This is a genomic window from Serratia sp. HMSC15F11, from assembly GCF_001808215.1.
Lineage (GTDB): Bacteria > Pseudomonadota > Gammaproteobacteria > Enterobacterales > Enterobacteriaceae > Serratia > Serratia nevei.
Window position 1 is genome coordinate 1 of record NZ_KV792401.1, and the last position, 16476, is coordinate 16476.

Consider the following 16476-nt stretch of genomic DNA (forward strand, 5'->3'; position numbering starts at 1 on the left):
GTGGTGCTCTAACCAACTGAGCTACGGACGCATCTTTTCCTGTCTGTCATGGCTGACAGCGGGGACGAATATTAACGAGCTCCCCGCGTGCTGGCAAGGGGAAAAGCGCAATTTTATTCGGTATTTCACGCGATTGCTGAGGTTGTGCGCAGTCCGGCGCTTTTTTCCGCAAACCGCAGCCCGGCCGGGGATGAAACCGGCCGGGCGCGGGCTCAACGCGTGGATCGCTGCAGGATGACGGCGGTCGGCTGTTTCTGCAGCCAGCGCATGCGCAGCGCCATCATGATGGCGGCGAAGGTCAGGCCGATGATAAAGCCGATCCAGAAACCGCTTGGCCCCATTGCCGGCACTACCACATCGGTTAACGCCAGCAGATAGCCGCTCGGCAGGCCCAACACCCAATAAGCGATGAAGGTGATGAAGAAGATCGCGCGGGTGTCTTTATAACCACGCAGCACGCCGCTGCCGATCACCTGGATAGAATCCGAGATTTGGTACAGCGCCGCCAGCAGCATCAGCTGCGACGCCATCGCCACCACCGCCGGGCTGTCGTTGTACAGCAGGGCGATCGGTTCGCGGAAGGTGGCGGTAAACAGCGCGGTGCAGACGGCCATGGTGATGCCGACGCCGATGGCGGAGTAGGCGGCGACACGGGCGCCTTCAACCGAACCTTCCCCCAGACGGTAACCGACGCGGATGGTGGCGCCGACGCCCAGCGACAGCGGCAGCACGAACATCAGCGCGCTGAAGTTAAGCGCGATCTGGTGGCCGGCAACCGCAACGATCCCCAGCGGCGAAACCAGCAGCGCCACCACGGCGAACAGCGTGACTTCGAAGAACAGCGCCAGCGCCACCGGCATGCCGATGCCGATCAGGCGCTTCAGCGCCGCCCAGTCCGGGCCGCCGAGATCGCCTGCCTGGCGTTTGATGTCGCGCTGCGAGGGTGCGCGCTTCACGTACCAGCGCATCATCAGGAACATGATCCAGTAGACGCTGCCGGTGGCGACGCCACAGCCGACGCCGCCCAGCTCCGGCATGCCGAACTTGCCGTAGATGAAGATGTAGTTGATCGGGATATTCACCAGCAGGCCGAGGAAGCCGATCACCATGCCGGGCTTGGTTTTGGACAGGCCTTCGCACTGGTTGCGCATCACTTGGAAGAACAGGTAACCCGGCGCTCCCCACATAATGGCGTGCAGATAACCGACGGCTTTATCCGCCAGCTGCGGGTCGATGTTGTGCATCATGTCGATGACGAACTTGCAGTTATACAGCACCACGATCAGCAGCACGGACACGCCGGAAGCCAGCCAAAAGCCCTGGCGCACCTGATGAGCGATGCGATCGCGCCGCCCGGCGCCGTTAAGCTGGGCGATAACCGGGGTCAGCGCCAGCAGCAGGCCGTGGCCGAACAGGATGGCCGGCAGCCAGATTGAAGTGCCGACCGCAACCGCCGCCATGTCGGTGGCGCTGTAGGCGCCGGCCATGATGGTATCCACCACGCCCATGGCGGTTTGCGATATTTGCGCGATGATGACCGGGATAGCGAGAGCCAATAAACTACGCGCTTCAATTAAGTACTTCTGCACGCATACACCTTTCTATTTATATATGTGGGAGGGAGGGCTGCCGCGAGAGGACAACAATTAAAATAGCGGAATTTTGTCAAAAATATTGTACCTGCTCGGCGTCGTTAAGCAAACGCCGCAGATAAATAGTTATTAAATGCGCAGGCCCGCGTTTTTTGCCTACGCGGATTTGGTTTTCAGCGCCAACTGGGGCAAACTGCCGGGAGTGTTTTAACCTATTAGTAAGAAGAGGCACATATGTTCACCGGTATCGTACAAGGCACCGCGCCGCTGGTCGCCATTGATGAGAAACCCAATTTCCGCACCCACGTGATCGAGATGCCTGCCGAGCTGTTGCCGGGGCTGGAGCTGGGGGCGTCGGTGGCCCATAACGGCTGCTGCCTGACCGTGACCGCGGTGGAAGGCAACCGCGTCAGCTTCGATTTGATCAAGGAAACGCTGCGCCTGACCAACCTCGGCGATCTGGCGCTGGGCGACATCGTCAATATCGAGCGCGCGGCGAAGTTCAATGACGAAATTGGCGGTCATTTGATGTCCGGCCATATTATCTGCACGGCGGAAGTGGCCAAGATTTATACGTCAGAAAATAACCGCCAGGTATGGTTGCGCATGCCGAATGCGGAATTGATGAAATATGTGCTGCACAAAGGTTTCATCGGCATCGACGGCATTAGCCTGACCATCGGCGAAGTGGTGAATAATCGTTTCTGTGTGCACCTGATCCCGGAAACGCTGGATCGCACCACGCTGGGTAAGAAACGCCTGGGCGATAAGGTGAACATCGAAATCGATCCGCAAACGCAGGCGGTGGTGGATACCGTCGAGCGCGTGCTGGCCAACCGGGAAGCGACGCTGGCGGCGGCGATGGCGCCGGCGCACAAAGACTGACAGCGATTCTGGCGTTGCCGCCGGTATCGAATCATAAGCAGAGAGGAGAAACGCGTGAAGTTTTATGGGAAAACGTTGTTGTTAACCGCGTTGCTGGCGCTGAGCGCCTGCAGCAGCTCACCTGAGCAGGGCGCCGGCGCGCAAATGGCCGATGCGGACGATACCTGCGGCGCTTCGCAGTATCAAAACTTCGTCGGTAAGCCGATGACCTCGCTGGAAGGCGTGCGGATCGACGCCAAGGTGCGCGCCATTCCGTACAACTCTGCCGTTACCATGGATTTCAACCTGCGCCGCCTGAACTTCCTCGGCGATAGCAACGATAAAATCATTCGCGTTTATTGCGGTTAACCCGCAGGGTCCGAGAGAGCAAAAAAAAGCCCCGGCGATGATGTTGCCGGGGCTTTTTTATGGTTCAGCGCGCGACGCGAATGCCGCCTTCAACGCCTTTCGGGCTGAACACCACCTGCCACAGCTGCAGATCGCGCGCCCGGAACGCGCCGGCGCAGGCGTTCAGGTAGTAGCTGAACATCCGCTCGAAGCGTTCGGAATAGCGCGGGGCAAGCTGCGGCCACGCCTGTTTGAAGCGTTCGAACCAGGCCATCAGCGTGCGATCGTAGTCGGCACCGATGTTGTGCCAGTCTTCCATCACGAAATGGCCTTCGCTGGCTTCGGCGATATGGCTCACTGAAGGCAGGCAGCCGTTCGGGAAAATGTACTTGTTGATCCACGGATCGACGTTCATGTCGGTTTTGTTGGAGCCGATGGTGTGCAGCAGGAACAAACCGTGCGGCGCCAGATTGCGTTCCACCACGTTGAAATAGGTGCGGTAGTTTTTCGGCCCGACGTGCTCGAACATGCCGACGGACACGATGCGATCGAACTGCTGATGCAGATCGCGGTAATCCTGCAGCAGGATCTGCACATCCAGCCCGGCGCAGCGCGCCTGAGCCAGCTTCTGCTGTTCGGCGGAAATGGTCACGCCGACCACCGACACGCCGTAATGCTTCGCCGCATAGGCGGAGAGGCCGCCCCAGCCGCAGCCGATATCCAGCAGGCGCATGCCCGGTTGCAGCTGCAGTTTTTCGCAGATCATCCGCAGCTTGGCTTCCTGCGCTTCCTCCAGCGTAGTAGCGTCTTTCCAGTAGCCGCAGGAATATTGCATGTAAGGATCGAGCATCAGGGTAAACAGATCGTTGCCAAGATCGTAATGTTCTTTGCCGACGATCCAGGCGCGCTTTTTCGATTGCAGATTGGTCAGGCGCGCGGCGGCGATACGCAGGGTATCTTTCAGGTGGTGGGGAAGTTTCTTCTCCAGCCCGGCGCTGACCACGCGCTGGAAGAACATATCCAGCCGCTCGCATTCCCACCAGCCGTCCATATAGCTTTCGCCCAGCCCCAGCGACCCTTGTTGCAGAACGCGTTTAAAGAAATCGGGGTTTTTAACCTGAATATCGAAGGGGCGCGATCCGTTGATTTCAATGCCGGCCAGGCCGAGCATTTCATGCGCGATACGGTACCACTGATTATCCTGGATACTCAGATCTTCTATACACGATGAACTCATAGCTTCTCCATCACCTTCTTCTGACTGATGACCCGTTAGGAAACAGCTTAGACAATTTCTGCGGGTGCATACGTTTACCGGCGGAAAATAGGCCCGCGGCGTCTGATATCCGACTATGAACAGAGGAAATTTTAAGAAGCTACCCGACGCGAACGGCGCGGGATAAATGCATCCTTAAAAAAAAGAGTGTGACGCAAAGCGCGTACACAAGCGCTAATTGAGATATAGAGATTATAAGGTGTTACTTTACAAGGTTGTTTTTGAGTATAGGCGTGCCGAGGCGTTGACTCAACTGTAAATCGCACTCGGCACGCATATTCTTTAAGTGATTATTAAACTTGGTAATTATGACGCTGAGTTAGCATGTTCCCGCTGCGCCTTTCGCTGCGCATCGGCCGCTTTTCCCCGCTGCAGGAAATACCCCAGCGCGGCCAGGATCACCGTCGATACCATCACCGTCACCGTCGCCAACAGCGGCTGGGCAATAAACGCCGACACCAGCATGCTTGCCACAAAGCACAGCCCCAGCTGCAGCGTATTTTGCAGCGCGGCGGCCTTGCCGCTGCTTTCCGGGAACGGCATCAGCGCATTCGCCACCATGATTGGGTAGCCGGCGCCGTTGACCAGCGCCATCACGCAGAACGGGATCAGCAGCGTGGTGAGCGTCGGCTCGGTCAGTGTCGCCACCAGATACAGCGCCACCATGCTGACACCATAAGCTACCAGCAGCCACGGCAGCAGGGTTTTGCCATTGATGCGCTTGAGCGCGGCGCGGCAGCCGTAGCCACCCAGCAGGAAGGCCAGCGTTTGCGGCACGTAGCTCAGACCGATGTCGCTCGGGCTGTAGCCCATGTCACCGAGGATGAACGGCGAGCCGGTCAGCCAGGCGAAGAAGCCGGCCGAGCAGGCGGCGTACATGGCGACGTTGCCGCTGAACACCGGGGATTTCAACAGTTGCCAGAAGCTGACGCCGTTTTTTGGCGCATCGGCGGTGGGTTGCGTTTTGGCGCGCTCTTTGAGCATCAACGTCGGCAGCAGCAGCAGCGCGGTGATCACCAACAGCGCGGCGAAGATCGCGCGCCAGCTGGCGTGGTTCAGCAACCAGGCGCCCAGCAGCGGGGCCAGCGCCGGCGACAGCGCCACCAGCGGCATAATGGTGGCGAATACGCGGTTGGCTTGGCCTTCGCGGTAACGGTCGACCACCAATGCTTGCCAGATGGCGGTGGCGGAGCAGACGCCGACGGCCTGAATAAAGCGCAGGATCCAGAGCTGCACGGCGTTTTCCACCCACAGCATGCCCAGGCAGCCGAGGGCGAACAGCGTCAGGCCGATCAATAAGACCGGTTTGCGGCCCAGACGGTCGGAGAGCGGCCCCCACAGCAGCTGCGCGAAGGCGAAGCCGGCCAGGAAGATACTCAGGCTGGCGCTCACCGCGCCGGCGGAAATTTGCAGTTCTTCCCGCATGGCGCCGAAGGCGGGCAGGTACATGTCGGTCGCCAGATAACCCAGCATGCTCAGGCCGGCGAGGTAGAACATAAAGCCAAAGGAATTTCGCATGGTATTTCTCGTTAATATTTTAATGTCGCAGGTTTTTAGCGCCGGCCAGTGTATCCGGCTGGATCTCTGCTTGTGAAACGGTAATATTTGCAAAGTGCTGTTAAAAAAATTGAAGGCAAAGCGATGTGGTCTGAATATTCTCTTGAAGTGGTCGACGCGGTGGCGCGCACCGGCAGTTTCAGCGCGGCGGCGCAGGAGCTGCACCGAGTGCCGTCGGCGGTGAGCTATACCGTACGGCAGCTGGAGCAATGGCTGGCGGTGCCGCTGTTCGAGCGGCGTCACCGCGATGTGGAGTTGACGCCGGCCGGCGCGCTGTTTATCAAGGATGCGCGAGTTGTTATCAAAAAAATGCTCGACACCCGCCGCCACTGTCAGCAGGTGGCCAACGGGTGGCGCGGCCAGCTGAATATTGCGGTGGACATCATCGTCAAACCGCAGCGCAGCCGCCAACTGGTGCTGGATTTCTACCGTCATTTCCCCGACGTCGAACTGATGCTACAACCCGAGGTGTTCAACGGCGTGTGGGATGCCTTGGTGGACGGCAGGGCGGACATGGCGATCGGCGCCACCCGTGCGGTGCCGGTCGGCGGCGGCTTCGCCTTCCGCGACATGGGTTATATGAACTGGCTGTGCGTGGTCAGCCCGCAGCACCCGCTGGCGCAACTGACAGGGCCGCTGAATGACGAGCAGCTGCGGCCGTACCCTTCACTTTGCCTGGAGGACACCTCGCGCAATCTGCCCAAGCGCGTCACCTGGACGCTGGATAACCAGCGTCGGCTGGTGGTGCCGGACTGGACTTCGGCGCTCGACTGTTTGTGCGCCGGGTTATGTGTCGGCATGATGCCGGCACATCGGGCACTGCCGCGGGTGCAGCGCGGTGAGCTGAAGGCGTTGCAGCTGCAGCAGCCGTTTCCCGCCAGCCCTTGCTGCTTGACCTGGCAGCAGGATAAACCCTCACCGGCGATGAGCTGGCTGCTGGCGTATCTGGGCGATGGGGAGACGCTGAACCAGGAGTGGCTGAGCGAGGCGGAACCGGAAGCCGTGCAGGCTTCCGGCGCGGGGGATTAGCGGCGGTAGTCGATGAACGGGCCGTCGGCGACCGAGCGGCGTTCAATCAGCTTCGGATGCACCTCGATCACCTGCGACTCTTCGCGTTTGCTGATGATGCGATCCAGCAGCATGGTGAAGGCCATTTCGCCCAGGCGTTCTTTCGGCTGGTGAATGGTGGTCAGCGCCGGGGTGAAGTAGCGGGCGTTGCGCACGTTGTCGTAGCCGATCACGGAAATATCCTGCGGCACCCGCAGCCCCAGCTCGTCGGCGGCGCAGATGGCGCCCATCGCCATGATGTCGCCGCCGCAGAATACCGCGGTCGGCCGCTGCTTTTGCGACAGGATTTGGTGCATCGCCTTGTAGCCGGACTCCGGCTCGAAGTCACCCTGGACGATCCACTCTTCGCGAATGTCGATATGCGCTTCCTGCAGTGCCTTCATAAAGCCCTGGTGACGGCCGCCGCCGGTATTGCGCGACAGTTGGCCCGGAATGGCGCCGATATCGCGGTGGCCGCGCTCGATCAGGTAACGGCCGGCCAGATAGCCGCCTTCGAACGCGTTATCGATGATGGTGTCGGTGAAGTCGCCGCGCGCGGCACCCCAGTCCATCACCACCATCGGGATGTTGCGGTAGTCTTCCAGCATGCCCAGCAGCTGATCGGGGTACTCGGAGCACATGACCAGCAGGCCGTCGACGCGCTTTTGCGCCAGCATCGCCAGGTAGGCGCGCTGCTTGTCCAGATTGTTGTGCGAGTTGCACAGGATCAGGGTGTAGCCTTTGCTGTAGCAGCTGTTTTCCACCGCCTCGATCACTTCGGCAAAGTAGGGCGCTTCGCTCGAGGTGGCCAGCAGGCCGATCGACTTGGTGTGATTGACTTTCAGGCTGCGCGCCACGGCGCTCGGCGAGTAGTGCAGCTCTTTGATGGCGGCCCACACGGCCGCTTTGGTCTCTTCGGCGACGAAACGAGTCTTATTGATGACGTGCGAAACGGTGGTGGTGGAAACGCCCGCGCGTTTGGCCACATCTTTAATCGTTGCCATGTAAGGAATGACTCCTGAACTCACATGTTTACAGCATGTAAGTGTGATGTTAATCGTTTGCCTACGTAGATCCTTCTCCAGAGAAGCGAAAACTGAGTTTTTAGTGTGTTGAAGTCTTCAGCGCTTAATCAGGAGGGGCATGGATGCCGGTACGCAGTTGTGAACTGCGAATTTTGTCGCATATTGAACAAAAGTGGAAGAGGTAATCGAGATTATAAACCGGGAAATGATAACAAGATTTTATCGGCGAACTGTGGGAAAATGATTTGACGTACTAATTGTGCGCCTTTTATCCTTAGGAAAGCCCATTTTAAAGGAGTTGTCATGGATACCGAATTGAAGATGTCGCTGTTCACCACCGTTTGCGCATTGGCGGTCATTATCGCTTTCAGCTTCGTTGCCGCGTTGAACTGATTTACCCCCGGTTATAAAAAAGGCGCAGCCTGGCTGCGCCTTATCACCTCAGAACCTGCGCTTACGCCAGGTTTTCCGCTGCGAAGGTCCAGTTGACCAACGCCCAGAAGTTTTCCAGGTATTTTGGACGCGCATTGCGGTAATCGATGTAATACGCGTGTTCCCACACGTCAACGGTCAGCAGCGGTTTGTCTTCACCGGTCAGCGGGGTGGCCGCGTTGGAGGTGTTGACGATCGCCAGCGCGCCGTCCGGTTTTTTCACCAGCCAGGTCCAGCCTGCACCGAAGTTTTTCACTGCGGCATCGGTGAACTGCTCTTTGAACGCAGCGAAAGAGCCGAAGGATTTGACGATCGCTGCCGCCAGTTCGCCCTGCGGTTCACCGCCGCCCTGTGGCGACAGGCAGTGCCAGTAGAAGGTGTGGTTCCACACCTGCGCAGCGTTGTTGAATACGCCGCCGTTAGAGGTCTTGATGATCTCTTCGAGCGATTTGCCCTCGAACTCGCTGCCTTTCACCAGGTTGTTCAGGTTAACCACGTAGGTGTTGTGGTGTTTGCCGTAGTGGTATTCCAGGGTCTCGGCGGAGATGTGCGGCTCGAGCGCGTTTTTCTCATACGGTAATGCAGGTAATTCAAACGACATTGCTTCCTCCTTTACAGCGCCATTCGCTTCCCGCCGGGGCGAGAACCATATGGGCCGTTTTTTATTGTGGTCATTCAATATTAACAATTTTCATCATAAAAAACAGGAGAAAAAGCGAGAAATGCGCGTGGGGAAGTGCGATGGACGATAGCTTGAGCAGGCGGTTGCGACCGGGGCCGCAACCGTGCAGAACAGGGCATTAACGAATGGTTTTCGGCGTCACTACGCGGCGTGCGCCGATGTAGTGGTTCTGCCAATAGTCGTTGTCGAGCTGGCTGATGCGGATCTCTTCACCGGTGCGCGGCGACTGGATGAATTTGCCGTTGCCGAGGTAGACGCCGACATGGTCCGCCACGCCGCGGTTGTTGATGCGGAAGAACACCAGATCGCCGCTTTCCAGTTCGCTTTTCTTGATCGGCGCCGCATCGCGCAGGTGATACATCTCGTTGGCGGTGCGCGGCATCTTGATTTTCACTACGTCTTTATAGGCGTAATAGATAAGGCCGCTGCAATCGAAGCCGGTGCGCGGCGAGCTGCCGCCCCAGCGGTAAGGTTTGCCCATCTGGCCCATCAGCTTGGCCATCGCGGTCTGCTTGGCGTGCTGGTAGCGTTTTTTGTGCGCGGGGCTGAGTTTCAACGGCTTTTCTTCACGCGCCAGTTTGGCGGTGGCCATACCGGCTTCGCGGTGGCGACCATAGCCTTTTTTATAGCCCTTTTTCGGCGGGGTGACTTTAATCTTGGCGGTTTTCTGCGCTTTGGCCTTGGGTTTGGCGCTGACGATCTTTTTCGCGCTTTTCTCGCTTTTCGTCTTGGCGGTCTTGGTTTTTTTCTCGGGGGCCGTCACTTTGGCTTTTTTGGCGGCTTTGTCCGCTTTCTTTTTTCTGCGGTCATCGGGCCGCGCTTCATTAGCATGGCTTTTACGCTGCTCGGCGGCAACACGCGCCTGTGGCGCAGCGTGCGCCAAATTGAAGAAGAGCTGCGTAAACAGCAGCGCAAAGAGCGTAAGAATTAAACGCATGTCGACGTCACCAACCTTGGCCCCGAAACGGATATCGAAAGAGTTACAGTATTCCCGAATTTCGCCATATAAAACAGCGAAGAACTCATAAATAATAATCCATATTGTGAGAAAACGTTAATGACATTTTTTTTGTTTCAAAATCAGCCTGTTGGTGTATGAAAAAGCGCCAGTTGGCGGTGGGGATATAATTAATCCGCGCCGTCATCGCGACGCAATATATTAGTGAAATAGTCGGATTAAAAATGTTATTCTCGACGTATGTTTTGACCGGAATGACGTGGCCGGTGAAACGCGATCGGCGGCGGGCGAATATCCTTGCAAAAGATGGCGTTTTCTTGCGACTGTTCCAGCCGCTACAATAGCCCGCGTGATGCATGTTGTAGCCATGAAATGTGGCTTGAGGAAGCAATAAATGACGACGACACTTGAAAAAATTCAGCACCAGATCGCTGAAAACCCGATTCTGCTGTACATGAAAGGTTCGCCTAAGCTGCCGAGCTGCGGCTTCTCCGCACAGGCTGTGCAAGCGCTGTCCGCCTGCGGCGAGCGTTTCGCCTACGTGGATATTCTGCAAAACCCGGACATCCGCGCCGAGCTGCCAAAATACGCCAACTGGCCGACGTTCCCGCAGCTGTGGGTAGACGGTGAGCTGGTCGGCGGTTGCGATATCATCATCGAGATGTATCAGCGCGGCGAATTGCAGCAGCTAATCAAAGAAACTGCGGAAAAGTATAAAGCGCAGGAAGACCAACAGTCTTAATCGACAGGCCTGCGGTTATCGCGCAATGGGCGGCGCCAGTGCAAACTGGGCCGCCTTTTTTGTTGGGCTTATTCGGCGAGGTCGCCGGCGGGAAGCGGCCAGCCGCCGAGACGTTTCCAGCGGTTAACCAGCTCGCAAAACAACAGGGCGGTTTGTTCGGTGTCGTACAGGGCGGAGTGCGCCTGGCTGCTGTCGAACGGCATGCCGGCGGCGATGCAGGCTTTCGCCAGCACCGTTTGGCCCAGCACCAGGCCGCTCAGCGCGGCGGTGTCGAAGGTGGCGAACGGATGGAACGGGTTGCGCTTCAGGCCGGCGCGCTCGGCCGCGGCCATCAGGAAACTGTGATCGAAGTTGGCGTTGTGTGCCACGATAATGGCCCGGTTGCAACCGCGATCCTTGAGCCCTTTGCGCACCGCTTTGAAAATGGCGTGCAGCGCGTCATATTCGCTGACCGCGCCGCGCAGCGGGTTGTGCGGATCGATGCCGTTGAACGCCAGCGCTTCCGGCTGTAGGTTGGCGCCCTCGAAAGGCTCCACGTGGAAGTGCAGGGTCTCGTCCTGCTGCAGCCAGCCGTCTTCATCCATTTTCAGCGTGACGGCGGCGATCTCCAGCAACGCATCGGTATTGGCGTTGAAGCCGGCGGTTTCAACATCTATTACTACGGGATAAAACCCACGAAAACGACCACTCAGGGCGTTAAGATCACTTTTCTCGGCCATCAGTTTCTTATCTTCATCGAATGCAGCGCGCATTATGGCAAATTTTGCGCCCGGTTGCAGGCGCTATCGCGCGGAGAATCAGCAGGGCGCGGTGCGCCCTGAAGGGGAGGCTTAGTGGCCGAGGCCCTGACCGGCATGTTTATTTTCGATCAGCTCGATTTTGTAGCCGTCCGGATCTTCAACGAAGGCGATGACCGTGGTACCGCCTTTCACCGGGCCGGCTTCGCGGGTGACCTTGCCGCCTGCGCGGCGGATGCTGTCGCAGGTGGCGGCAACGTCGTCCACGCCCAGCGCCAGGTGGCCGAAGGCGGTGCCCATGTCATAGCTGTCGGTGCCCCAGTTATAGGTCAGTTCGATAACCGCGCCTTCGCTCTCTTCCGTATAGCCGACGAAAGCCAGCGAGTATTTGTACTCTGGGTTTTCGCTGGTGCGCAGCAGGCGCATGCCTAATACCTTGGTGTAGAAGTCGATGGCGCGTTGCAGGTCACCGACGCGGATCATGGTATGGAGTAAGCGCATAATTCCTCTGAATTGGCTGTGCCGTGGCAGACGGCGGGTGGATTGAAGCACAAGCGAGTATAGCCTTGTCCCGCAAGGGAATTCAACGTAACGAATGAGTGACAATGTCACTTATGAGGCTCGCGACGGTGATGTCTAAATATTGATCGAGCGTACCGATCGATACAGAGTAATTGATCTGCACAATCAATTATCTATTTCGACGGCAAGCGTGTAAAAATTGAACGGCAGTAGAGCACAACACCAGGGAACACCGGCCCGCCCCGTGCGGGCTTTTTTGCGTGCGGCGCATAAAAAAACGGCCAGGCAGTCGCATGGCCGTTTGGGATCAGGACGGGTTACTTCGCCAGAAACGGATAGTCGGTATACCCTTCGGCGCCGCCGCCGTAGAAGCTTTCCGGCTTAGGTTCGTTCAGCGGCGCGTGCTGACGGAAGCGTTCCACCAGATCCGGGTTGGCGATGTAGCTGCGGCCGAAGGCCACCGCGTCGATGAAACCTTTTTCGATCAAGGCTTCGGCTTTTTCGGCGGTGTAGGCGCCGGCGCCGACGATCACCCCTTTAAAGTGGGCGCGCACCGAGTCGCGGAAGGCGTCGGAATACGGCTTGCCACCGGCCCAGTCCGGTTCGGAGATGTGCAGGTAGGCGATGTTGCGCTTGTTCAGCTCTTCTACCAGATACAGCGCCGCTTCTTCCTGATCTTCACCGTTGTCCAGCCCGTTGAACGGCCCCAGCGGCGAGATGCGGATGCCGATGTGCTCGGAACCCCATTCGGCGACCGCCGCGTCGACCACTTCCAGCGTCAGGCGGGTGCGATTCTCGATGCTGCCGCCGTATTGATCGGTACGTTGGTTAGAGGCCGGCGACATGAACTGGTGCAGTAGATAGCCGTGAGCGGCATGCAGTTCGATGAAGTCGAAGCCGGCTTCCCGCGCGTTGGCGGTTGCCTGGCGGAAATCGTTGACGATGCCCGGGATCTCGCTGGTTTCCAGCGCGCGGGGCGTGGAGGTCGGCACGCGCACCCAGGCACCGGTTTCATCACGCACGGTGGTGCGGGTTTCGGCGTTGATTGCCGAAGGGGCGACCGGCGCTTGCCCACCCGGTTGCAGGCTGTTGTGGGAGATGCGGCCTACGTGCCACAGCTGCACGGCGATATGGCCGTTTTTGTCATGTACTGCCTGCGTGATGTTTTTCCATGCGGCAATCTGCTCCGGCGTATGCAGCCCCGGCGCCCCGGCGTAGCCTTTCGCCTGGAAGGAAACCTGCGTCGCTTCGGTCACGATCAGGCCGGCGCTGGCGCGCTGTGCGTAATATTCCGCCATCAGCGGCGTAGGAATATCGCCCGGTTCGATGCTGCGCAGACGCGTCAGCGGAGCCATAAACACGCGGTTGGGCAGGGTGATGGCGCCAACCTTCAGCGGAGAGAGCAATTTTTCAGTCTTCATAGTGCATCCTGTATTTAATAGACCGGTCGTCTAGTAATGGGCGATAAAAAACCACGAACTGCATTTTTCAATAAAAATAAAGTGTTACCGTTACGGTTGCGGCGGGCGCAGTAGCAACTCGATGCTTTCCAGCGCGCTGGTCAACGGCGCCAGCGAGTGGCGGATCTTGGCGCGCAGCGAAGCGCCGAGCCACAGTGAGTACAGCGTCTCTGCGGTCGCTGCCGGGCTCATGGCCACCGACAGCGAGCCCTCGGTGATACCGCGTTCGATGGCCTCCTGCAGGTGGCCGATCACGCGAGCGGTGCCTGTTTCCAGCGCATGGCGCATCGGTTCTGACAGATCGCTCACCTCGGCGGAAAGCTTCACCGCCAGGCAGGCGTTGTGGCATTCGCTGCGGCAGTGGTAGCTGATGGCCTGGGCGTAATAGCCGAGCAGCTGGTGGCGGGCATCGCCGTGCTCATCGGCAAACAGCGCCTGCATTTCTGCATCATAATGCGCGAAATAACGCTGCAACATCGCTTCGCCGAAGGCTTCCTTCGAGCGGAAATAGTGGTAGAACGAACCTTTCGGCACGCCCGCAGTGGCCAGCAGTTCGCTCAGCCCCATGCCGGTAAAGCCCAGACGGAGGCTGAGAGTTTCGCCGGTGGCGAGTAGATGTTCACGTGTGTCCACGTTGCAATGCGTTGATTTGGTCATCATGGTGCCGAGCATAATAGACCGATTGGTCTAGGTCAATGGGAATAAAAAAACCGGCGCACAAAACGCCGGTTGTCTGCAAACTATTGTGCCCCAGCGGCACGAGGAAGTTAAGCGCTTACGCCGCGTTGCGGCAACGCTGCAGGATATCCAGCTGGGATTGATATTCGCGGCTCTGTACGTTCAGCATACCGAGCAGGGTGTGGAACAGGTTGTCCTGCGACACATCGTCCTTTTCCGCCAGCGTGTTCAGGCACTGGCGATCGACGCCGAAGTTGCGCTGATAGTCGGCCGACATCCACATCAGGAATGGCACATGCGTTTGCTGGCTCGGCGCGAAGACATAAGGCGTGCCGTGCAGGTACATGCCATTTTCCCCCAGCGATTCGCCGTGATCGGACAAATAGACCAGCGCGGTATTGAACCGATCGTCATACTGCTGCAGCAGCTTGATGGTGGCATCGAGCATCGCATCGGTATACAAGATCGAGTTGTCGTAGGTGTTCACCAGCTGTTCGTGGCTGCAATCCTGAATCTGATTGCTGTTGCAGGTCGGCGAAAACGTCTGGAACTCCGGCGTGCTGCGGCGGTAGTAAGCCGGGCCGTGGCTGCCCATCTGGTGCAGCACGATCACGCCGTCGTCTTTCAGGCTATTGATGTAGTCGTTCAACTTGTACAGCAGCACGTTATCCATGCAAACTTCGCCGTCGCAGTCCTGCGGCAGTTTCAGCTTGGTCATGTCGATGTGCGGCACCCGGTCGCAGGCGCCTTTGCAGCCGCCGTCGTTATCGCGCCACAGCACGTTGACGCCGGCATGCGCCAGCACGTCGAGCATGCCCTCCTGGTGCGCCGCCTGAGTCGCGTCGTACTCTCTGCGCGGCATGTTGGAGAACATGCAGGGGACGGAGATCGCCGTCTCGGTGCCGCAAGAGCTGGCGTTCTTGAAGTAGACCACGTCGTCCTGCTTCAGGCGCGGGTTGGTTTCGCGCTCGTAGCCGCCGAGGGAGAAGTTTTCGGCGCGGGCGGTTTCGCCCACCACCAGGATCACCAGCGTTTTCTTGGCCTGCCCGGCGATCAGCGGCCCTTTGCGCGCGTCTTCACCGATTTTTACCAGCGGCAGATTGCGGGTGAAATAGCGCTGTTCGGTAAACTTGATCGTGCCGGCGACGAAGTTGGAAGGCGTCAACATCTTCACCACGCTTTTATTGTTGCGGATCAGCGAAGCGTAGTCTTTGTAGAACAGCGCGGCGACGATCAGGATCACCACCAACGACAGCATGACGTTGGCGGCGCGCAGCCCGACCATATACCACCAGGGGCGGGTCTGGCGAATATGGGTGAAGCAGACCGCCACCGCCGGCAAAACGCCGAGCAGCGCCAGCCACAACCCCATGCGCGGCGTCAGCAGCGCCGTCGCTTCTTGGGTATTGGTTTCGAAGGCGTTCTGCATCATGTTGCCGTCGATCACCACGCCATAGCTGTACATGAAATAGTTGGCTGCGGCGCTGCCGAGCAAGAAAAAGACGATCAGCGGCTTGCGCAGGTAGGGCACGGTCAACACGCTGAAGATGATATTCAGCGCACAGAAAATCACCACCGGCATGCTGGCGGCGAAAATGACGCTGTGGACGCTATCGAAGGTGATATACGACCAGGCGCGGTGCAGGAATAACGCGTTTTGAAACAGAGTGAAGAACAGGGCGGTGGCGAGGATAAAACCGAGGCTGTTGCACTGTAAGCGTTGACGTAACCACATTGCCAAATCTGGATCCTGAGAGGAGATAATGCCTTGAAATCTACCGGATGAAACTTAAGAAAACCTTAGAAATTCAGAATACTGGCGGGGGTGAACGCAGGGAAAACGCCAGGCCGGGCGGCCTGGCAATGAGGCAGTTTAGTAGGCGGCGGTGAACTGTGCGCGAATAAACTGTGGTTTTTCAATCTCATCGACGATGGCGACCGCCAGGTCTTCCACCGAAATGCTGGCCGGCGCTTCGCCGTTCATCAGCAGCTGGGTGGTGCCGAGGCGGAACTGACCGGTACGTTTACCCGGTTCCAGCAGGGCGGCCGGCGAGAGATAGGTCCAGTCGAGCACCGATTCATTGCGCAGCTTGTTGCGCAGATCGCGTACCGCCTGCGCGCCGGGGCGGATATTTTCCGGGAACTGCGGCGTATCCACCAGTTCAACGCCCGGCGCCACTTCCAGGCTGCCGGCGCCGCCGACCACCAGCAGGCGCTTGACGCCGGCCTGTTCGACCGCGGTGAGGATCTGTTGGGCGCCTCGAGCGGTCTTTTCATACAGGTTGTCTTCGCCCCAGCCGGGGTTGTAGGTGCTGATCACCGCATCCTGACCGCGCAATTGCCCCGCCAGCCAGGCTGTATCGGCAACGTCGCCCAGTGCGACGGTCAGATTGGCGTGCTCCGGCAACTCTTTTTTCTGGCGGGCGATCGCCGTCACCTGAATGCCGCGAGCCAGCGCTTCATCCACCACGCGGCGGCCAACAAAACCGGTTGCTCCAATAATGGCTACTTTCATCTGTATGCTCCTTCGGGGATGTGTTCAGTATCATGAAGCAG

At 58.4% G+C, this 16476-nt stretch carries 17 protein-coding genes; 5 read left to right on the plus strand and 12 right to left on the minus strand.

From position 1 onward, the window contains the following. Positions 1–212: 212 nt before the first annotated feature. The gene (locus HMPREF3138_RS05380; protein WP_038874783.1) at positions 213–1589 is read right to left on the minus strand and encodes an MATE family efflux transporter; all 1377 of its coding nucleotides are present in this window, start codon (positions 1587–1589) and stop codon (positions 213–215) included. Positions 1590–1826: 237 nt separating this feature from the next. Between HMPREF3138_RS05380 and HMPREF3138_RS05385 the strand changes: the two genes are divergently transcribed. Both HMPREF3138_RS05385 and HMPREF3138_RS05390 read left to right on the plus strand, forming a co-directional pair. Then, positions 1827–2477, plus strand: a complete 651-nt coding sequence (locus tag HMPREF3138_RS05385; protein WP_016927930.1) for a riboflavin synthase — start codon at positions 1827–1829, stop codon at positions 2475–2477. 54 nt (positions 2478–2531) lie between these two features. Next, the gene (locus tag HMPREF3138_RS05390; RefSeq protein ID WP_038874785.1) at positions 2532–2825 is read left to right on the plus strand and encodes an I78 family peptidase inhibitor; all 294 of its coding nucleotides are present in this window, start codon (positions 2532–2534) and stop codon (positions 2823–2825) included. Positions 2826–2889: 64 nt separating this feature from the next. On the opposite strand, the gene cfa is transcribed toward HMPREF3138_RS05390, so the two are convergent. Both cfa and punC read right to left on the minus strand, forming a co-directional pair. Then, positions 2890–4041 (minus strand): cyclopropane fatty acyl phospholipid synthase, encoded by a 1152-nt coding sequence (gene cfa / locus HMPREF3138_RS05395; protein ID WP_038874787.1) that lies wholly within the window; start codon positions 4039–4041, stop codon positions 2890–2892. 345 nt (positions 4042–4386) lie between these two features. Beyond that, positions 4387–5598, minus strand: a complete 1212-nt coding sequence (punC, locus tag HMPREF3138_RS05400) for a purine nucleoside transporter PunC (RefSeq protein WP_038874789.1) — start codon at positions 5596–5598, stop codon at positions 4387–4389. A 123-nt stretch (positions 5599–5721) separates the two neighbouring features. On the opposite strand from punC, the gene punR reads away from it, so the two are divergent. Next, complete coding sequence (punR, locus tag HMPREF3138_RS05405) at positions 5722–6666, plus strand: DNA-binding transcriptional activator PunR (RefSeq protein ID WP_038874791.1); 945 nt, start codon at positions 5722–5724, stop codon at positions 6664–6666. Here punR and purR read toward each other — a convergent pair. Beyond that, positions 6663–7688, minus strand: a complete 1026-nt coding sequence (gene purR / locus HMPREF3138_RS05410) for an HTH-type transcriptional repressor PurR (RefSeq protein ID WP_033638375.1) — start codon at positions 7686–7688, stop codon at positions 6663–6665. The two genes, punR and purR, sit on opposite strands and share 4 nt — an antisense overlap. 324 nt (positions 7689–8012) lie before the next feature. Between purR and HMPREF3138_RS26125 the strand changes: the two genes are divergently transcribed. Next, entirely contained in the window at positions 8013–8102 is a 90-nt protein-coding gene (locus tag HMPREF3138_RS26125; RefSeq protein ID WP_019455989.1) for a cytochrome bd-I oxidase subunit CydH, read from the plus strand. Between the two features lie 61 nt (positions 8103–8163). Here the strand turns inward: HMPREF3138_RS26125 and sodB are convergent, their stop codons facing one another. Together sodB and HMPREF3138_RS05420 are read right to left on the minus strand one after the other, a co-directional pair. Further along, a complete protein-coding gene (sodB, locus tag HMPREF3138_RS05415) occupies positions 8164–8742 on the minus strand; it encodes a superoxide dismutase [Fe] (RefSeq protein ID WP_004931333.1) in 579 nt (192 codons plus the stop codon). A gap of 199 nt (positions 8743–8941) precedes the next feature. After that, a complete protein-coding gene (locus tag HMPREF3138_RS05420; RefSeq protein ID WP_038874793.1) occupies positions 8942–9760 on the minus strand; it encodes a C40 family peptidase in 819 nt (272 codons plus the stop codon). Between the two features lie 415 nt (positions 9761–10175). Here HMPREF3138_RS05420 and HMPREF3138_RS05425 point away from each other — a divergent pair, with 415 nt between their 5' ends. Further along, the gene (locus HMPREF3138_RS05425; RefSeq protein WP_004931329.1) at positions 10176–10523 is read left to right on the plus strand and encodes a Grx4 family monothiol glutaredoxin; all 348 of its coding nucleotides are present in this window, start codon (positions 10176–10178) and stop codon (positions 10521–10523) included. A 68-nt stretch (positions 10524–10591) separates the two neighbouring features. Here the strand turns inward: HMPREF3138_RS05425 and rnt are convergent, their stop codons facing one another. From rnt to HMPREF3138_RS05455, 6 genes are all read right to left on the minus strand, one after another. Then, on the minus strand, positions 10592–11275 hold the full coding sequence (gene rnt / locus HMPREF3138_RS05430) for a ribonuclease T (protein WP_038874795.1): 684 nt from the start codon (positions 11273–11275) through the stop codon (positions 10592–10594). A 78-nt stretch (positions 11276–11353) separates the two neighbouring features. After that, positions 11354–11761: a lactoylglutathione lyase gene (gene gloA / locus HMPREF3138_RS05435; protein ID WP_004931325.1), complete on the minus strand. Its 408-nt coding sequence runs from the start codon at positions 11759–11761 to the stop codon at positions 11354–11356. A 338-nt stretch (positions 11762–12099) separates the two neighbouring features. Next, positions 12100–13203: an alkene reductase gene (locus HMPREF3138_RS05440; protein ID WP_038874797.1), complete on the minus strand. Its 1104-nt coding sequence runs from the start codon at positions 13201–13203 to the stop codon at positions 12100–12102. 90 nt (positions 13204–13293) lie between these two features. Next, positions 13294–13914: a TetR/AcrR family transcriptional regulator gene (locus HMPREF3138_RS05445; protein ID WP_038874800.1), complete on the minus strand. Its 621-nt coding sequence runs from the start codon at positions 13912–13914 to the stop codon at positions 13294–13296. Positions 13915–14017: 103 nt separating this feature from the next. Then, complete coding sequence (gene eptA / locus HMPREF3138_RS05450) at positions 14018–15655, minus strand: phosphoethanolamine transferase EptA (RefSeq protein ID WP_038874803.1); 1638 nt, start codon at positions 15653–15655, stop codon at positions 14018–14020. A gap of 138 nt (positions 15656–15793) precedes the next feature. Next, the gene (locus HMPREF3138_RS05455) at positions 15794–16435 is read right to left on the minus strand and encodes an NAD(P)-dependent oxidoreductase (protein WP_038874806.1); all 642 of its coding nucleotides are present in this window, start codon (positions 16433–16435) and stop codon (positions 15794–15796) included. Positions 16436–16476: the final 41 nt, after the last annotated feature.